The following is a 17493-nucleotide window of genomic DNA, read 5'->3' as shown; positions in this document are numbered from 1 at the left end:
GGCGTGATATGTGGAGTTACGAGTCGGATGGCAATTCGATGACCGGGGGCTGTAACTTGCGGATTGATCGGATCATTATGGTGTTCTGGTTGCTGGTCGGGGCGTCGTCGGCGTCGGCGCAGGAGAAGTCCGGCGTCAAACCGGGTTTTACGCTGACGCCGGGATCGGCGCATATCGTGCTGATCCGGCCATCGATCCAGGTCGGTGCGCAATCAACCGCGGGGATGTTCGAACCCAATGCCGACTGGACCGTACAGGCACGCGACGCACTCGGCGCCGCGTTGCGTACGGCGGAGCGACAGCTCGGCAACGACGTGACCGATTATGTCGAGCCCGCCGGCGCGGACGCCACGCTGCTCTCTGAATATCAGGCGCTGTTCGATGCGGTCGCGGCGTCGGTGATCGAATATCAGTTCTTCGTGGGCAACCGGCTGCCGACCAAGAAGCGCAAGGACCAGTTCGACTGGAGCCTCGGGCCGGACGTGGCGACGCTGCCCGGCCTTGCCGGCGCCGATTACGCGCTGTTCGTCTCGACCGAGGATCATTTCGGTTCGACCGGACGCAAGGTGTTGCAGATCTTCGCTGCGCTTGCGCGGGTACCGGTTACCGCCGGGGTGCACCGGGGGTTCGCCGGTATGGTCGATCTGCGTACCGGCGATCTGGTATGGCTCAACGCCGATTGGCAGATGGGCGGGGACGTCCGCGATGCCGCCGGCGCCGAGAAGCGCGTGCGGCAGTTGCTCGCCGGCTTCCCCGGCAAGCCCGCAGCAGCGCCTTGAGATGCGCCGCCTGATCGCCGCCGCGCTGATCGTCTCGACCGCGACTGCGGCGTCCGATCCGGTGCTGCTGCCCTATGTTCCCGCCTATCAGCCCAGCGATGTCGACGAGCGCGGTGCGTGGATGATCGCCGACGAAGAGGAGCGGCGGCTGCGCGATGCGCCGGAGGTGATCCGCGATCCCGCGCTCAACGCCTTCGTCCGCGACGTCCTGTGCCGCACCGTCGGTGCCGATCGCTGCGCCGCGATCCGGCTCTACATCGTGCGCATCCCGGCGTTCAACGCGACCACCTATCCCAACGGGATGATGACGGTGTGGACGGGTGCGCTGCTGCGGCTGCACAGCGAGGCGGAGCTCGGCGCGATGCTCGGCCACGAATTCGGCCATTTCGAGCTGCGTCATACCGTGGCGAGCTTCCGCCACCGGCGCAGCGGCAACGCTCTGCTCGCCTGGGCATCGATCCTCGGCGGCGGCTTCGCCTTGCAGGTGGCGACGATCGGCGGCTTCTACCGCTTCGATCGCGCGCAGGAGAAAGCGGCGGACCTGCTCGGCCTGCGCTACCTCGCGGCCTCGTCCTATCCGGCATCGGCGGCGGCGGACATTTGGGTGCGCGCCATGGCGGAGACGGACGCGAGCGCGATCGGCCGCTATCGCAAGCCCGACCAACGCTACACCGCCGGTTTCTTTGCGACGCATCCGACCGATCTCACCCGCGCCACCTATCTGCGTGCCGCGGCGGCGGCGATCGGCGTTCACGGCGCGGATGAGGCGGCGCGGTATCGCGCGGCGCTCGCGCCATGGCTGCCGCGCCTGCTCGCCGACCAGATCAAGCGCAACGATTTCGGCGGCAGCGAATATCTGCTCGCGCAACTGGCGGCGGACGGCTGGACGACGCCGCTGCTGTTCGCGCGGGGCGAATTGTATCGCGAACGCGGCAATCCGCGCGATCTGGCGAGCGCCGCCGGTTTCTATCGCGACGCGATCGGCCGTGGCGACGCGCCGCCCGAAGCCTATCGCGGGCTCGGTCTCGCGCTGCTGCGCGGCAACCAGGCCGAGCCCGGCAGAGCGGCGCTGCGCGACTATCTCCGCCGCAAGCCCGATGCGGGCGATGCGCCGCTGATCTCCACCCTGATCGCTTCATGAGGCTTGCCGATGACGTTGCGCCGCTTCCCCTCCATCGCGCTCGCCGCCGCGGCGCTCGCCCTCGCGGCGCCGGTCCACGCCGGCAACACGCTCATCCCGGCGGGGCAGCGCGTCGCCGTCGCCGGATCGGCGTTGACCGTACAGCCCGACGCCGAATGGAACAGGCTCGGCGCACGCCCCGGACGCTATGCGGAACGCTGGACACGCGACGGCGACCAGCTCGACGCGCTGACCTTCTACGGCGGGATCGCCGACGGCAAGACGCTGTTCCGAGAGGTCAACCGGAAGGAGCGGCCACTGCCGCGCGTGGCGGCGACGATGCTGATCACGGACATCCCGATTTTGCTGGAGAACAGCTATCGCGTCGCGCGCGGCATCGCGGCGATGACGATCGAACGGGTCGAGCCGGCACGCTTCGCCGGCCGCGACGGCGTCCATTTCACCTACAGCTATATCCGTCTCAACGAATCGCTGCACCGGCGCGGCGAGGCGTTCGGCGCGATCATCCGCGGCCGGCTGTATCTGATCACCTATGAGGCGCCCGCGCTCTATTATTACGAGCGGAGCGCACCTGCGGCGCGGCGCGTCGTCGACAGCGCGCGGGTGTGACGGGCGCGGCAGGACAGGGGCCCCGCGGGTAGACTGACCCACCCACCAGATACTGGGCGGGCAGGTCAGTCCGGCAATCCCTTCCATGGTCTTTCCGACCAAGTCTGCGTGTAGTTGCAGAAGGTTAACGTCGCGTTCCGTATGTTCGCGGCCGTCGGATTGCCATGCGATCGACCGTGACGCCGATCGGACAGAATCATTTGACTGATGACAAAATGGGTCTGTAGCTTTAGGACAACATTCGTGCCCGAGTTCCGTCGAAAACGACGATGACCGTAGTGTGCCGGGAGACAGCCGATGACCCAGATTCGTTGGAAACGAACGAAGCTGCGCGCCCTGATCCTGCGCATTCAGGGCTCGGTGTTCATCTCCGACGGCTTGCGGCGGCGCCTGCTCAATTTCGCAGGCGCGCGGATCCACCCGACCGCCACCATCCGTCATTCCTGCTGGCTCGACAGCGCCGACATCGTGATGGGGCCGGATGCGATGCTCAACTGCTTCGCCCGCTACGACGGTGCCGCGCCGCTGATCTTCGAGGCGGGGGCGCGCGTCTCGTCGGGCGTCACCTTCACCACCAGCACGCATCATCACACCGGCAATCCCAAGCGGCGCTCGTCGCAGGAGACGATCGACTCGCCGATCACGATCAAGGCGGGCAGCTGGGTGATGACCGACGTGACGATCAATCCCGGCGTCACGATCGGCGCGGGCTGCGAGATCGGCGCCAAGGCGCTGGTCGTCGAGGATACCGAACCCAACGGTCTGTACGTCAACATGGCCGGTCCCTCCGGCGCCATCCGCGCGCGACGGATCAAGGACCTGCCCGTGCCCGGCGTCGCCGCGACGCCGGTGGTGCTGGCGACGAAGCGCGCCTGACGCCCGCTGCCGGCGATGATCGGCAGCGACGCGCCGGGCGGAGCGAAGCGGTGCGGCGTGAGTTGATTTGTTTCGGAACGGGATTCCGGCGCAAGATCCTATAGCGATTGCGGTTGCTCGCCGGCGTCCCGACCGGCATGTCTGTACCACGCCCTGCCGGCGGGCTCGTCAACTCCCGGGCCGGCAGGGCGCCCGATGGGGCGCTTGAGAATGTATTGGGAACATCTTTCCGCAAGCGATGCCCTGATCCTCGCCGGAATCGCGGTGCTGATCGCCAGCCTGTATCTCGCGTTGCGCTACGACCGGCGCGTGCAGCAGCGGCGCGCTGCCGAGTGGCACGATGCCTATTACCGGCGCGGCGGACTGGTGCGCGCGCTGATGGGCCGATGGGGCCGCGGACCGGCGCGCCTGACCGATCAGCGCGACGACGTGTCCCGTCCGCAGACACAACAAAGGGGGCCGTAGCCCCCTTTGCGAGCGCCCGTGGCGCTGCCGTGACCGGCGGCCGCGCCCGCAGGCGACGACCGCGGAAAACGGATCTTAGTTGCTGTCGGCCTTGTCGTCGTCCGAAGCGACGGCGACGATGCCGGCTGCCACGGCAGCGACCGCCAGCACGGCGATGATGACGCCGCCACCGGCGAGCTCGTTCTTCTTGGCCGAGGTGGAACCGGTGCGTACCGACTTGGCGACCGACAGGCTCGCAGCGGGGTTGGCCGGTGCCGCAGCGACCGGTGCAGCGACGAGGGCCGTAGCGGCAACGGCGGTGAGGTACTTACGAATCACGCTAATCTCCTATTGTAGGGTTACCCCTCGGCCATCCCTGGCACGAGGAGGCTACCATTGGGTTAATGCAGGCGATTTTGCAATCTCGGGCAACGACGTATGGCAGCGTCGCAATCGCCGTGGTCGGCATCCGAAACGATCGGTCCGGCGGCATCGAATTTCGGATAAAGCGCGCGTCCGCAACTGCTTACCAGTGGAACTCCGGACGTGATTCAAGAGGCCGCACTCGCGCGCGCTGATGCAAATCGACCCATGCCACTGACGTCAAACATCCGTCCGCAATCCGAGCGGACATGCTCACTCAAGTCGTTGCGAACGCATGTAAAATCAAAGTCGGCTTCACCCCGTCGCCTGCCATGCGCAATCGGTCGAAGACCTTATCATCGTATAATATATTTGACGGACTAAAGGCGAAATGATGGAATGACGATCCGATCAACCGCCGGAAGGACGCCCTTTGAGCCACCCGCACCGCCGAGCGTTCCTGAAGACCGGCGGCGCCTCCGCCGTCGCGGCGCTGTTGCCCGCCGCGCCGCTCGCTGCGGCGGCTCCGGCCGCTTCGCCGAACCCGCGCATCGTCGAGCCGCTCGACACCGATTGGCGCTTCCATCTCGGCCATGCCAGCGACCCGGCCAGGGATTTCGGCTTCGGCCGCAGCCACGATACCTATGCCAAATCGGGCGACGCCGGCACCCCGGCTGCCGAAGCCAAGTTCGACGCCAAGGATTGGGCGACGGTGTCGCTGCCGCACGACTGGGCAGTCGACTTGCCGTTCGAGCGGTTTGGCGCGCCGGGCAGCGACGCGGACAAAACCGGCGCCTATCAGGGCTTCAAGCCGCTCGGCCGGATGTGGCCGGCGACCAGCGTCGGCTGGTACCGGCGCATCATCCGCCTGACGCCGGCGGATGCGACGCGCCGGCTGCTGCTCCAGTTCGACGGCGTGTCGCGCGACTGCCTCGTTATCCTCAACGGCTTCGTCGTCGGGTCGAACGAGAGCGGCTATACGCCGTTCGAGATCGACGTCACCGACTTCGCCAAGCCGGGCGAGGACAATGTGCTGCTCGTCCGCTGCGACGTCAGCCTCGGCGAGGCATGGTCGTACGAGGGCGCCGGCCTCTATCGCCACGCGCGGCTGGTCAAGACCGCGCCGGTGCACATCCGGCAATGGGGTGCGACCGTACGCACCACCGTCGCCGCAGCGGGCGCGCAGGTGGCGATCACGACCGAGATCGTCAACGACGGCCCCGCCACGCGCGTGCGGCTGCGCTCGACGATCGCCGCGCCGGACGGACGGGTGGTGGCGCGGCTGACCTCCGATCCGCTCGCGCTGCCCGCCTGGGGCGAGACGATCGCGGCGCAGCAGACGCTGCTCGCCAGTCCGGCGCTTTGGTCGCTGGAGACGCCGCAGCTCTATACGCTGACCAGCGAGATACTGATCGACGATGCGCCGGTCGACCGCGACGAGACGCGCTTCGGCATCCGCACGATCCGCTTCGATCCCGACCGCGGTTTCTTCCTCAACGACCGTCCGGTGAAGATCAAGGGCACCTGCAACCATCAGGATCATGCCGGCGTCGGTTTCGCGGTGCCCGACAGCCTGCACGTCTGGCGGCTCGAACAACTCAAGGCGATGGGCGCCAACGCCTATCGCTCGACGCACCATGGCCCCGCGCCGGCGATCCTCGACGCCTGCGACCGGCTCGGCATCCTCGTGATGAGCGAGACGCGGCAGATGTCGAGCAATGCCGAAGGCCTGTCGCAGTTCGACCGCGTCGTGCGGCAGGGTCGCAACCATCCCAGCGTCTTCATCTGGAGCATCGGCAACGAGGAGATCCACCGCGGCACCGAAAACGGCGCCCGCATCGCCGAGACGATGAAGCGCCGCGTCCATGCGCTCGACGGCACCCGTCCGGTGACCGAGGCGTTCAACGGCAAGCTCGGGCAGGGCGCCTCGCGCGTGCTCGATGTCATGGGCTGCAATTATTATCTCGGCGAGATCGACGGCTATCACGCCAAGCATCCGACCGTGCCGATGATCGGCACCGAGACGGGCAGCACGGTGATGACGCGCGGCGAATATGCCCGCAACGACAAGGAAGGGCTCGTCCCCGCCTACGATCAGGACTATCCGGTCTGGGCGACGACCGCGGAGAAATGGTGGTCCTTCTACGACGCGCGGCCGTTCCTCGCCGGCGGGTTCGTCTGGACCGGCTTCGACTATCGCGGCGAGCCGACGCCGTTCGAACGCTGGCCGGAAAACGTCTCCCACTTCGGCCAGATGGACCTGTGCGGCTTCCCCAAGGACAATTTCCATTACTACCGCGCCTGGTGGGGGTCGGAACCGGTGCTCCACCTCTTCCCGCACTGGAACTGGCCGGGTCGAGAGGGGCAGACGGTCGCGGTCTGGGTGCACAGCAATTGCGACGCGGTCGAATTGTTCCTCAACGGTCGCAGCCTCGGGCGGCAGACGGTGGCGCGCAACACGCATCTCGCCTGGCAGGTGCCGTACGCGCCGGGCCGGATCACCGCGCGAGGTTTCCGTGATGGTCGCCTTATCCTGACCGCCGAACGACGGACGACCGGCGCACCCGCAGGGATCGGCCTGTCGAGCGACCGACGCCAGCTCGCGCCGGGCGAGGTCGCGGTGGTCCGCGCCGCGATCCTCGACGGACAGCGCCGCGAGGTGCCGACCGCGAGCAACCGTATCACCTTCGCGCTGAGCGGCGACGCGGTATTGCTCGGTGTCGGCAACGGCGATCCGCGCAGCCTGGAGCCCGATCACGCCACGACGCGATCCGCGTTCAACGGCTCGGCGATGGCGCTGGTCCAGGCAGGGGAGAAGGGTGGTCCGATCCGCCTCGAGGCACGCGGCGATGGCCTTGCCGCGACGATGCTGCCCCTGATCGGAAGCGCGGCGCGCGCCTGACGGTTCAGCCGCTCAGTCGTGCCGCCAGAGCGCGGATCGCCTGCCCGGCGAACACCGCGACCGGCTCGCCATCGACGTCGACCGCGCGTTCGGGACGCAGCACCGCGTCATTCTGCAGGCCGTTGTCGAGCGCCAGCCACGCCCGCACCGCATCGGCGAGATTGGTCACCTCGGGAACCTCGTTGCCGCCGCGGTCGACGTTGGCGAGGACGGCGCTCATCTGCCATTCGATATCGCTCACGCCGCATCCTTCCGGCCGTAGAGGAAGGCGCCGGCGCCCGCCGCGGCGATCGCGACCAGCGCCGTGGTCAGCCCCGAATGTTTCGCCGCGGCGGTATACAGGCTGGTCTGCCGCGCCGCCGGATGCTCGCCCGAATGGACGCGGCCGGTATCGGTGGTGGTGAACAGATTGCTCGGCGCTGGCTGGTCCTTCTTGGGATCGACGAACATCGTCGCCGCCAGCGGCGCGAGCCGGTCGAACAGCTTTGGGAAATGCGCGGCGAACAGCGCCTGCGCGCGGCCCGCCCCGCCGACGGTGATGTCGCGCTTGGCATGCGTCGCGCAGAACAGGATCGCGTCCGCGACCAGCTCGGGCGCATAGACCGGCGGCGGGATCTGCGCCTCGCCGGGCTCGTGATTGGCGGCATGCTGGGCGATCGGCGTGTCGATCCCCGACGGTTTGACCAACGTCACCTGGATCGGCACTCCGTCGCTGGCCAGCTCCATGCGCAGCGCGTCGATATAGGCCCTGGTCGCGTGCTTGCTCGCGGCATAGGCGCCCATGATCGGGCTCGGCATGTCGGACGCGACCGACCCGACCGTGATCAACGTGCCGCGCGACGCGGTCAGATACGGGATGGCGGCGAGGCAGCCGTGGACGGTGCCGAAATAATTGGTCCGGAACAGCTGGCGATGTTCGTCGTCGGGCAGCTCGACCAGCTTGCCGTAGATGGCGGTGCCGGCATCGTTGACCCAGGTGTCGATCCGTCCGAACCGCTGGTTGGCATGCGCGGCTGCGGCGCGCATCGTATCCGCGTCGCCGATGTCGGCGGCATAGGCGTCCGCCGTCCCGCCCGCTGCGACGATGCCCTGTACCGCCTCGCGCAGCGCCGCTTCGTCGCGGGCGATCAGCAATACCTTGGCGCCGCGCGCCGCCGCCATCCGCGCGGTGACGAGGCCGATACCGGAGCTTGCTCCGGTGATCACGATCACCTGCTCGGCAAGAGGCTTTAGCGCTGGCTTCATGAGATCATCTTTCACTGGGGTGCGCCACAAGCGCGCCACCACGGCGGCGGGTTCCGCCAAGGTCGGGAACCTCGGCGGGCCACGGGGGTTCGCCGCGACATGACCGATAGCGCCCGCCAAAACGTCGCCAGCAAATACCCCCTGCTGGCCTTCCCGCACATCCAGCTCCACGGCACCGTGGATGACATGATGTACGCCCGCTTCAAGACGCAGCTCGCCGAGGCGCCGCAGGACGGCCCGCTCGTCGTGTCGATCACGACGCTTGGCGGCGACCCCGAGATGGGCCGCGCGATGGGCGACGATATCCAGCTGCTGCGCGACTATACCGGCCGCGAGACGCTGTTCCTCGGCAAGGTCGCGGTCTATTCCGCCGGCGCGACCTTCATGGCGGCCTTCCCGGTCGAGAAGCGGTTCCTCACCCGCGGCACCCGGCTGATGCTGCACGAGCGGTTGATGACCAGCACGGTGCAGCTCTCCGGTCCGCTCACCACCTTGCCCGCGGTGCTCAAGGCCAAGCTCCACGAGATCGAGGAGTCGATCAAGATCCAGGAAGAGGGCTTCCGCGAGATCGTCCGCGGCTCGTCGGTGACGCTGGACGAGCTGCGCAGCAAGGCGCCGTCCAACTGGTATATCGAGGCCGAGGAGGCGCGCCAGCGCGGCCTTGTTCTTGATGTGATCTGATCGCCGCCTATCTCTCGGGGGTTGCACTCGCCCGACGAAAGGCATAGCCGCAACGCAGCATATAGAGGAGCGTTGCGGCGATGGCCGAGTTCACCCTGCCCAAGAACAGCAAGGTCAAGGCGAAGGGCAAGGTTCATAAAGCGACCGGTGACGCGCAGCGCATCAAGACCTTCAAGGTCTATCGCTACGATCCCGATACCGCCGAGAACCCGCGTTACGATACGTTCGAGATCAACCTCGACGAATGCGGCCCGATGGTGCTCGACGCGCTCATCAAGATGAAGGCTGAGCAGGATTCGTCGCTCACCTTCCGCCGGTCGTGCCGCGAGGGCATTTGCGGGTCCTGCTCGATGAACATCGACGGCCGCAACGGCCTCGCCTGCACCACCGCGATCGAGGACGTGAAGGGCGAGGTGAAGATCACCCCGCTGCCGGCGATGGACGTCATCAAGGACCTCGTCCCCGACTTCACGCATTTCTATGCGCAATACAGCTCGATCAAGCCGTGGATGCAGACGGTCAGCCCGCCGCCCTCGGGCAAGGAGCGGCTGCAGTCGCCCGAGGATCGCGCCAAGCTCGACGGTCTCTACGAGTGCATCCTGTGCGCCTGCTGCTCGACCTCGTGCCCGAGCTATTGGTGGAACGCCGACAAGTTCCTCGGGCCGGCGATCCTGCTCCAGGCCTATCGCTGGCTCGCCGACAGCCGCGACGAGATGACCGGCGAGCGGCTCGACCAGCTCGAGGATCCGTTCCGCCTCTATCGTTGCCACACGATCATGAATTGCGCGAACACCTGCCCCAAGGGTCTCAACCCGGCCAAGGCGATCGCCGAGATCAAGAAGATGGAAGCCGAGCGCATCCTGTAAGGCGCGTGGGGTGACGGAGTCGCCGGCCTTCGTCTTCGACGACGATCCGGTGCTGCCCGGCTGGAAACGCTGGCAGTTCCGGGACGTGTCGCGCTTCAACGCGTTCATCGAACCGCTGCACGTCCGTGTCGAGGACGGCATCGCCCGCGTCCGCATGCAGCCGCGGCGCGACCATTCCAATATGCGCGACAACGTCCATGGCGGGGCGCTGCTCGGTTTCATGGACGTCGCGCTGTTCGCCGCGTCGCGCGGCTTCGGCGTTCTCGGCGCAGGGGGCGCGGTGACGGTCGATCTGTCGGCGCAGTTCATCGATTGCGGCGCGATCGGGGTGCCGCTGGAAGCGCGCATCGAGCTGCTGCGCGAAACCGGCCGCATGCTGTTCCTCCGCGGGCTGATCGTGCAGGAGGCGCGAACGATCGCCAGCTTCACCGGCACGCTGCGCAAGGCGACGGCCTGAGGCGAACGCTTTGGCCGATCGCGCCTGCCCGCACCCGGCGCTGCCTGCGGCATCTATCCCTCTCCCGCCGACCGACAGGTGAGGGTGAGGCGAAACGCCTATAATGACCATGAGCGCCCCGGCGTTCGCAGGAGCTCTCCATGACCAAAGTCCTCAACGCCTATGACGCGCTCGTCGCCGCGGGCGAGCTGCGCCCCGACGCCGAACAGCGTGCCGCCGCCACCCGCCTCGACGAACTCGCCGCCGCACTCGAGGCGCCGCGCAAGAAGGGCTTGCTGAGCCGCCTCACCGGGCGCGGCGGCGGCGGACCGCGCGGCGTCTACATGTTCGGCGACGTCGGCCGCGGCAAGTCGATGATGATGGACCTGTTCTTCGCCAATGTCGCGGTGGACAAGAAGCGCCGCGTCCATTTTTCCGAATTCATGCTCGAGGTGCACGGCCGCATCGCGATCGAACGCCGACGGGAAGCTGGCGACCCGATCGCCCCCGTCGCCGCGGCGCTTGCCGCCGAGACGCGATTGCTCGCCTTCGACGAGATGATGGTCACTAACTCGCCCGATGCGATGATCCTCAGCCGCCTGTTCACCGCCGTGCTCGAAGCCGGCGTGACGATGGTCACCACCTCAAACCGCGCACCCGCCGACCTCTACAAGAACGGCCTCAACCGCGAGCATTTCCTGCCCTTCATCGCGCTGATCGAAAGCCGGCTCGACGTGGTGACGCTGAACGGGCCGATCGACTATCGCCGCGACCGGCTCGGCCAGCAGAACACCTGGCTCGTGCCCAACGGCGCCGAGGCGACGCGCAACCTGTCCGCCGCCTTCTTCCGCCTGACCGATCACGAGGTGACCGAGCCGATCCCGTCGGAGGATATCGAGGTGCAGGGGCGCACCCTGCACGTCCCCAAGACGCTGAAGGGCGTCGCGGTCTTCTCCTTCAAAAAGCTGTGCGGCGAGGCGCGCGGCGCGGCCGACTATCTGGCCGTCGCACGCCGCTATCATACGGTGATCCTCGTCGGCATTCCGAAGCTCGGGCCCGAGAACCGCAATGAGGCGGCACGGTTCGTCGCGCTGATCGACGCGCTCTACGAGCATAAGGTCAAGCTGCTCGCGGCGGCCGATGCCGAGCCCGACGCGCTCTATCCCGAGGGCGATGGCCGGTTCGAATTCCAGCGCACGGTCAGCCGGCTCGAGGAAATGCGCTCCGAAGACTATCTGGCGCAAGGCCATGGCACAGTCTAATGCACTTGCGAACCATTATCAAATAAACTCTTAACCGATACCGTTTAACGGTTGCCGGGCGCGCAAAACGGGCGTAACCGGCGTGGCCAATCACGCCCTGCCTGTAACGGAGATGGATTGGATGGCTCGCAAGAAGATCGCGCTGATCGGCGCCGGTAACATCGGCGGCACGCTCGCGCACCTCGCGGCATTGAAGGGCCTTGGCGACATCGTCCTGTTCGACGTCGTCGAAGGCGTGCCGCAGGGCAAGGCGCTCGACCTGTCGCAGTGCGGCCCGGTCGAGGGTTTCGATGCCAAGATCACCGGCTCGAACGATTATGCCGATATCGCCGGCGCCGACGTCATCATCGTCACCGCCGGTGTCGCGCGCAAGCCCGGCATGAGCCGTGACGATTTGCTCGGCATCAACCTCAAGGTGATGAAGGCGGTCGGCGAGGGCATCAAGGCCAACGCCCCCGACGCGTTCGTGATCTGCATTACCAACCCGCTCGACGCCATGGTCTGGGCGCTGCGTGAATTCTCGGGTCTGCCGCACAACAAGGTCGTCGGCATGGCCGGTGTGCTCGATTCGGCGCGCTTCAGCCACTTCCTCGCCGACGAGTTCCAGGTTTCGGTCAAGGACGTCACCAGCTTCGTGCTCGGCGGCCACGGCGACACGATGGTCCCGGTCATCTCCTATTCGACCGTCTCGGGCATCCCGGTTCCCGACCTCATCAAGATGGGCCGCTCGACGCAGGACAAGATCGACGCGATCGTCAAGCGCACCCGCGGCGGCGGCGGCGAGATCGTCGGCCTGCTCAAGACCGGCTCGGCCTATTACGCCCCGGCGACCAGCGGCATCGCGATGGCCGAAGCCTATCTCTACGACCAGAAGCGCGTCCTGCCCGCCGCGGCCTATGTCGACGGCCAGTACGGCGTGAACGACCTCTATGTCGGTGTGCCGGTGGTGATCGGTGCCGGCGGCGTCGAGCAGATCGTCGAGATCGCGCTCGACGACGAGGCCAAGGCGAACCTCACCGTCTCGGTCGACGCGGTCAAGGAACTGCTCGAGGCGTGCAAGGGCATCGACAGCTCGCTGAATTAAGGTGCAACCCGCGGCCCCTTTGTGCTCCCGCGAAGGCGGGAGCCCAGACTGGGTCCCCGCCTTCGCGGGGACACATGGGGGCGGGCGGTGAGCAAGCCGGGCTACGTCTATATGATGGCGAGCCAATTGAACGGCACGATTTATCTCGGTGTTACCAGCGACCTTCCTGCCCGCGTGTACCAGCACCGCAACGGCTTGGTCGAAGGCTTCACCAGGAAATATGGTTGCAAACGTCTCGTCCGGTACGAGGTCCACGACGAACTGGAGAGTGCGCGATACCGCGAACTCCAGCTCAAGAAATGGAACCGCCAGTGGAAGTTGCGGCTGATCGAAGAGAAGAACCCCGACTGGGACGATCTGTTCGAGTCGCTGTTCTAGATATCAAGTGTTCCCGCCTCGGCGGGGGCCATAAAAAGTGGGAGCACCAATGAGCATCCTCGTCAACAAGAACACCAAGGTCATCACCCAGGGCATGACCGGCGAAACCGGCAGCTTCCACACCAAGGCGGCGCTGGATTATGGCACGCAGATGGTCGGCGGCGTGACGCCGGGCAAGGGCGGGACCGAGCATCTCGGCCTGCCGGTGTTCAACACCGTCGCCGAAGCCAAGTCGAAGACCGGCGCCGATGCGTCGGTGATTTACGTGCCGCCGCCCTTCGCCGCCGATTCGATCCTCGAGGCGATCGACGCCGAGATCCCGCTGATCGTCGCGATCACCGAAGGCATCCCGGTGCTCGACATGGTCCGCGTCAAGCGCGCGCTGTCGGGCTCCAAGTCGCGGCTGATCGGCCCGAACTGCCCGGGCGTGCTGACGCCGGGCGAGTGCAAGATCGGCATCATGCCCGGCAGCATCTTCAAGCAGGGCTCGGTCGGCGTCGTGTCGCGCTCGGGTACGCTGACCTATGAGGCGGTGTTCCAGACCTCGAACGCCGGCCTCGGCCAGACCACCGCGGTCGGCATCGGCGGCGATCCGGTCAACGGCACCAACTTCATCGACGTGCTCGAACTGTTCCTCGCCGACGAGGCGACCCAGTCAATCATCATGATCGGCGAGATCGGCGGCGACGCCGAGGAGCAGGCCGCACAATTCCTGATCGACGAGGCCAAGCGTGGCCGCAGGAAGCCGATGGCCGGCTTCATCGCAGGCCGCACCGCGCCTCCGGGCCGTCGCATGGGCCATGCCGGCGCGATCGTGTCGGGCGGCAAGGGCGACGCCGAGAGCAAGATAGCGGCGATGGAAGCCGCCGGCATCAAGGTCGCGGCGAGCCCGTCGGAACTGGGTTCGACGCTGCTGGAAGTGCTGAACGGCTGATCTGACCCTTCTCCCCTCGTGGGAGAAGGATACGGAGACTTGGCGGCGCAGCCGCCTAGTCGAAGTTGGATGAGGGGGATGCCGAGCGACACCCTTTCCCCTCACCCTCCCACCGCCTGACGGCGGCGGGCCCCTCCCTCTCCCACAAGGGGAGAGGGGTTGAAGGAAGAAGACCATGGGCTACGAAGGTCAGGATTTCGGCGACATCGCATCCGGCGTGTCGCCTGCGTTCATCGAAGCGCTCTACGCCAAATATCAGGCCGACCAGTCGTCGGTCGATCTCGGCTGGCGTGGCTTCTTCGAGGGTCTCGAAGCCGGCACCGGCGGTCCGAGCTGGACCAACAAGCGCTGGCCTTTGTCGACCACCGACGACCTGACCGCGGGCCTCGACCCCACCCAGATGGAGCCGGCGCCCAAGCCGGCCAAGGGCGGCAAGCCCGCCGCGGCGCCGACCGCGGCGCCGTCCAAGGACGACATCATCAAGGCGGCGGGCGACGCGATCCGCGCGCAGATGCTGATCCGCACCTATCGCGTCCGCGGCCATCTCGCCGCCAATCTCGATCCGCTCGGCCTGTCCCACCGCGACATGCCCGAGGATCTGCGCACCGAATATCACGGCTTCACCGACGCCGACATCGACCGGCCGATCTACCTCGGCGGCACGCTCGGCTTCGAATGGGCGACCGTGCGCGAGCTCGTCGACACGCTGCGCCGCAATTACTGCGGCAACGTCGGCCTCGAATATATGCATATCGTCGACGTCGAGGAGCGCCGCTTCCTGCAGGACCGCATGGAGGGCAAGGACAAGGCGATCGAGTTCAGCAGCGACGGCAAGCGCGCGATCCTGAGCAAGGTCATCGAGGCCGAGCAATGGGAGAAGTTCCTCGGCAAGAAGTATGTCGGGACCAAGCGCTTCGGCCTCGACGGCGGCGAGAGCATGATTCCGGCGCTCGAAAGCGTCATCAAATACGGCGGCCAGGCCGGCGTACGCGAGATCATCTACGGCATGGCGCATCGCGGCCGCCTCAACGTGCTCGCCAACGTGATGGCCAAGCCGCTGCGCGTGATCTTCCACGAATTCGCCGGCGGTTCGGCCAACCCCGACGAGATCGGCGGTTCGGGCGACGTCAAATATCACCTCGGCACCTCGACCGACCGCGAGTTCGACGGTCACAAGGTCCATATGTCGCTGGTCGCCAATCCGTCGCATCTCGAGGCGGCCGATCCGGTCGTGCTCGGAAAGACGCGCGCGATCCAGACGCTCGCCAACGACCTCGTCGAGCACACCGGCTCGCTGCCGGTGCTGATCCACGGCGACGCGGCGTTCGCGGGGCAGGGGATCGTCTGGGAATGCCTCGGCTTCTCGGGCATCCGCGGCTACAACACCGGCGGCTGCGTCCATTTCATCATCAACAACCAGGTCGGCTTCACGACCTCGCCGCAATTCGCGCGCTCGTCGCCCTATCCGTCCGACGTGGCGAAGGGCGTGCAGGCGCCGGTCTTCCACGTCAACGGCGACGATCCCGAGGCGGTGACCTTCGCCACCAAGATGGCGATCGAATTCCGCCAGAAGTTTCATCGCGACATCGTGATCGACATGTGGTGCTATCGCCGCTTCGGTCACAATGAGGGCGACGAGCCGGGCTTCACCCAGCCGCTGATGTACAATGTCATCCGCCAGCATCCCGGCGTCAGCGAGATCTACGCCAAGCGCCTGATGTCGGAGGGCGTGATCGATCAGGCATGGCTGGACGACAAGGTCCACCAGTTCACCACCCTGCTCGAAGGCGAATTCGAGGCGGGTGCGAGCTACAAGCCCAACAAGGCGGACTGGTTCGCCGGCCGCTGGTCGGGCCTGTCGGCGCCGACCGATGGCGGCAGCGAGCGTCGCAACGTCGAGACCGGCATCGAGCTCAAGCTGTTCGACGCGCTCGGCCGCACGCTGACGACGGTGCCCGAGGGCATCCAGATCCACAAGACGCTGTCGCGCGTGATCGACGCCAAGCGCCAGATGTTCAAGACCGGCGAGAATTTCGACTGGGCGACCGGCGAGGCGCTGGCCTTCGGCTCGCTGCTGTCGGAGGGCTATGGCGTCCGTCTGTCGGGTCAGGATTCGGGCCGCGGCACCTTCTCGCAGCGCCACGCCGTCTGGGTCGACCAGACCGACGAGCACAAGTACGTGCCGCTGACCACGGTCGAGCACGGCCGGTTCGAGGTGCTCGACAGTCCGCTCTCCGAATATGGCGTGCTCGGGTTCGAGTACGGCTATGCGCTCGCCGACCCGAAGACATTGGTGATGTGGGAGGCGCAGTTCGGCGATTTCGTCAACGGCGCGCAGATCATGATCGACCAGTTCATCACCAGCGGCGAGTCCAAGTGGTTGCGCGCCAACGGCCTCGTGATGCTGCTGCCACACGGCTACGAAGGGCAGGGGCCCGAGCATAGCTCGGCACGTCCCGAACGCTTCCTCCAGTCGTGCGCGCAGGACAATATCCAGGTCGCGAACTGCACCACGCCGGCGAATTATTTTCACCTGCTCCGCCGGCAGATGCACCGCAACTTCCGCAAACCCCTGATCGTGATGACGCCCAAGTCGCTGCTCCGCCACAAATTGGCGGTGTCGGCCGCGGCGGACTTCCAGGGCGACAGCCACTTCAAGCGCATCCTCTCCGACACCAATGGTGCGGCGGATGCCGAGACGAAGCGGCTGGTGCTGTGCACCGGCAAGGTCGCCTACGACCTGATCGAGGCGCGCAACGCCGCGGGCGATACCGGCACGCAGATCGTGCGGATCGAGCAGCTCTATCCGTTCCCCGGCGATGCGCTCGCCCGCCGGATCGCGCGGATGCCGCAGCTCGAGGATGTCGTCTGGGCGCAGGAAGAGCCGAAGAACAACGGTTACTGGTTCTTCGTCGAGCCGCTGATCGAGGAATCGCTCAAGGCCGCCGATTGCGCAGTCAAGCGGCCGCGCTATGCGGGCCGTCAGTCCGCCGCCTCGCCGGCGACGGGCCTGATGAAGCGCCACACCGCCGAACAGGGCGCGCTGGTCGCCGATGCGCTCGGCCACAACGTCCGCGAGGAAATCCGCCGCACCCGCAGCGAGGCGTCTACCACCACCGCCCGGCCCACCCAGGCCCCCAGCAGCTAACAACGTTCCCCGATTGAGACCCCTCCCCGGGGAGAAGGATGCAAGAGATGGCAACCGAAGTTACCGTGCCCGTTCTGGGTGAATCGATCACCGAAGCCACCGTCGGCGAATGGCTCAAGCAGCCCGGCGACCCGGTCAAGGTCGACGAGCCGATCGCCAGCCTCGAGACCGACAAGGTCTCGGTCGAGGTGCCGTCGCCGGTCGCCGGCGTGATGGGCCAGCATGCGGTCAAGGTCGGCGACACGGTCGAGGTCGGCGCGATGCTCGCGACGATCGAGGCGGGTGACGGCGCGGCCGCCGCTCCGGCGCTGCCTCCTATACACATCTCCGAGCCCCCGAGCCCGA

18 protein-coding genes are annotated in these 17493 nt (G+C 66.8%); 15 read left to right on the top strand and 3 right to left on the bottom strand.

Going from position 1 to position 17493, the window contains the following annotated elements; all coding sequences use genetic code 11:
- Positions 1-77 precede the first annotated feature (77 nt).
- The 5 genes from FFS23_RS16000 to FFS23_RS15980 all read left to right on the top strand — a co-directional run bounded on the left by FFS23_RS16000 (position 78) and on the right by FFS23_RS15980 (position 3870).
- Positions 78-779: a hypothetical protein gene (locus FFS23_RS16000; protein ID WP_137899384.1), complete on the top strand. Its 702-nt coding sequence runs from the start codon at positions 78-80 to the stop codon at positions 777-779.
- Between the two features lies 1 nt (position 780).
- A complete protein-coding gene (locus tag FFS23_RS15995) occupies positions 781-1920 on the top strand; it encodes a M48 family metallopeptidase (RefSeq protein ID WP_137899383.1) in 1140 nt (379 codons plus the stop codon).
- Positions 1921-1929: 9 nt separating this feature from the next.
- On the top strand, positions 1930-2529 hold the full coding sequence (locus FFS23_RS15990; RefSeq protein WP_137899382.1) for a hypothetical protein: 600 nt from the start codon (positions 1930-1932) through the stop codon (positions 2527-2529).
- Positions 2530-2826: 297 nt separating this feature from the next.
- Complete coding sequence (locus FFS23_RS15985) at positions 2827-3405, top strand: acyltransferase (RefSeq protein WP_137899381.1); 579 nt, start codon at positions 2827-2829, stop codon at positions 3403-3405.
- Between the two features lie 210 nt (positions 3406-3615).
- Complete coding sequence (locus tag FFS23_RS15980) at positions 3616-3870, top strand: hypothetical protein (protein WP_137899380.1); 255 nt, start codon at positions 3616-3618, stop codon at positions 3868-3870.
- A 75-nt stretch (positions 3871-3945) separates the two neighbouring features.
- Here the strand turns inward: FFS23_RS15980 and FFS23_RS15975 are convergent, their stop codons facing one another.
- Positions 3946-4188, bottom strand: coding sequence for a hypothetical protein (locus FFS23_RS15975; protein ID WP_137899379.1), 243 nt, complete (start codon positions 4186-4188; stop codon positions 3946-3948).
- 457 nt (positions 4189-4645) lie between these two features.
- On the opposite strand from FFS23_RS15975, the gene galA reads away from it, so the two are divergent.
- Positions 4646-7114 carry a beta-galactosidase GalA gene (gene galA / locus FFS23_RS15970; protein WP_137899378.1) on the top strand — a complete coding sequence of 823 codons (2469 nt, stop codon included), beginning with the start codon at positions 4646-4648 and terminating at the stop codon, positions 7112-7114.
- 4 nt (positions 7115-7118) lie between these two features.
- Here galA and FFS23_RS15965 read toward each other — a convergent pair whose 3' ends face one another.
- Positions 7119-7355, bottom strand: a complete 237-nt coding sequence (locus FFS23_RS15965) for a hypothetical protein (protein WP_038659592.1) — start codon at positions 7353-7355, stop codon at positions 7119-7121.
- Positions 7352-8359 (bottom strand): SDR family oxidoreductase, encoded by a 1008-nt coding sequence (locus FFS23_RS15960; RefSeq protein ID WP_038659590.1) that lies wholly within the window; start codon positions 8357-8359, stop codon positions 7352-7354. The genes FFS23_RS15965 and FFS23_RS15960 overlap by 4 nt, the downstream gene beginning before the upstream one ends.
- A 99-nt stretch (positions 8360-8458) precedes the next feature.
- On the opposite strand from FFS23_RS15960, the gene FFS23_RS15955 reads away from it, so the two are divergent.
- The 9 genes from FFS23_RS15955 to FFS23_RS15915 form a co-directional block, all read left to right on the top strand.
- On the top strand, positions 8459-9040 hold the full coding sequence (locus FFS23_RS15955) for a ClpP family protease (RefSeq protein ID WP_137899377.1): 582 nt from the start codon (positions 8459-8461) through the stop codon (positions 9038-9040).
- Positions 9041-9120: 80 nt separating this feature from the next.
- Positions 9121-9906, top strand: coding sequence for a succinate dehydrogenase iron-sulfur subunit (locus tag FFS23_RS15950; RefSeq protein ID WP_038659584.1), 786 nt, complete (start codon positions 9121-9123; stop codon positions 9904-9906).
- A 10-nt stretch (positions 9907-9916) separates the two neighbouring features.
- A complete protein-coding gene (locus FFS23_RS15945) occupies positions 9917-10363 on the top strand; it encodes a PaaI family thioesterase (protein ID WP_137899376.1) in 447 nt (148 codons plus the stop codon).
- 140 nt (positions 10364-10503) lie between these two features.
- Positions 10504-11604, top strand: a complete 1101-nt coding sequence (zapE, locus tag FFS23_RS15940; protein ID WP_137899375.1) for a cell division protein ZapE — start codon at positions 10504-10506, stop codon at positions 11602-11604.
- A 121-nt stretch (positions 11605-11725) separates the two neighbouring features.
- A complete protein-coding gene (mdh, locus tag FFS23_RS15935) occupies positions 11726-12688 on the top strand; it encodes a malate dehydrogenase (RefSeq protein WP_137899374.1) in 963 nt (320 codons plus the stop codon).
- Positions 12689-12775: 87 nt separating this feature from the next.
- Positions 12776-13066, top strand: coding sequence for a GIY-YIG nuclease family protein (locus tag FFS23_RS15930; RefSeq protein WP_137899373.1), 291 nt, complete (start codon positions 12776-12778; stop codon positions 13064-13066).
- A 49-nt stretch (positions 13067-13115) separates the two neighbouring features.
- Positions 13116-14000 (top strand): succinate--CoA ligase subunit alpha, encoded by an 885-nt coding sequence (gene sucD / locus FFS23_RS15925; RefSeq protein ID WP_137899372.1) that lies wholly within the window; start codon positions 13116-13118, stop codon positions 13998-14000.
- A gap of 175 nt (positions 14001-14175) precedes the next feature.
- Positions 14176-17148 (top strand): 2-oxoglutarate dehydrogenase E1 component, encoded by a 2973-nt coding sequence (locus tag FFS23_RS15920; protein ID WP_137899371.1) that lies wholly within the window; start codon positions 14176-14178, stop codon positions 17146-17148.
- Positions 17149-17195: 47 nt separating this feature from the next.
- Positions 17196-17493: biotin/lipoyl-containing protein (locus tag FFS23_RS15915; RefSeq protein ID WP_283214461.1), on the top strand; the 298-nt coding region annotated here is incomplete at its 3' end.

The organism is Sphingomonas sp. 2SG (assembly GCF_005503285.1).
GTDB classification, from domain to species: Bacteria; Pseudomonadota; Alphaproteobacteria; order Sphingomonadales; family Sphingomonadaceae; genus Sphingomonas; species Sphingomonas taxi.
Note: the sequence above shows the minus strand (reverse complement) of the source record. Positions and strands in the feature narration are given on the sequence as shown.

What these genes read in the sequence shown, in the direction of transcription:
- FFS23_RS16000 (WP_137899384.1), top strand. Translation starts at nt 78, where the DNA reads ATGGTGTTCTGGTTGCTGGTCGGGGCGTCGTCGGCGTCGGCGCAGGAG.
- FFS23_RS15995 (WP_137899383.1), top strand. Translation starts at nt 781, where the DNA reads ATGCGCCGCCTGATCGCCGCCGCGCTGATCGTCTCGACCGCGACTGCG.
- FFS23_RS15990 (WP_137899382.1), top strand. Translation starts at nt 1,930, where the DNA reads ATGACGTTGCGCCGCTTCCCCTCCATCGCGCTCGCCGCCGCGGCGCTC.
- FFS23_RS15985 (WP_137899381.1), top strand. Translation starts at nt 2,827, where the DNA reads ATGACCCAGATTCGTTGGAAACGAACGAAGCTGCGCGCCCTGATCCTG.
- FFS23_RS15980 (WP_137899380.1), top strand. Translation starts at nt 3,616, where the DNA reads ATGTATTGGGAACATCTTTCCGCAAGCGATGCCCTGATCCTCGCCGGA.
- FFS23_RS15960 (WP_038659590.1), bottom strand. Translation starts at nt 8,359, where the DNA reads ATGAAGCCAGCGCTAAAGCCTCTTGCCGAGCAGGTGATCGTGATCACC.
- FFS23_RS15955 (WP_137899377.1), top strand. Translation starts at nt 8,459, where the DNA reads ATGACCGATAGCGCCCGCCAAAACGTCGCCAGCAAATACCCCCTGCTG.
- FFS23_RS15950 (WP_038659584.1), top strand. Translation starts at nt 9,121, where the DNA reads ATGGCCGAGTTCACCCTGCCCAAGAACAGCAAGGTCAAGGCGAAGGGC.
- zapE (WP_137899375.1), top strand. Translation starts at nt 10,504, where the DNA reads ATGACCAAAGTCCTCAACGCCTATGACGCGCTCGTCGCCGCGGGCGAG.
- mdh (WP_137899374.1), top strand. Translation starts at nt 11,726, where the DNA reads ATGGCTCGCAAGAAGATCGCGCTGATCGGCGCCGGTAACATCGGCGGC.
- sucD (WP_137899372.1), top strand. Translation starts at nt 13,116, where the DNA reads ATGAGCATCCTCGTCAACAAGAACACCAAGGTCATCACCCAGGGCATG.
- FFS23_RS15920 (WP_137899371.1), top strand. Translation starts at nt 14,176, where the DNA reads ATGGGCTACGAAGGTCAGGATTTCGGCGACATCGCATCCGGCGTGTCG.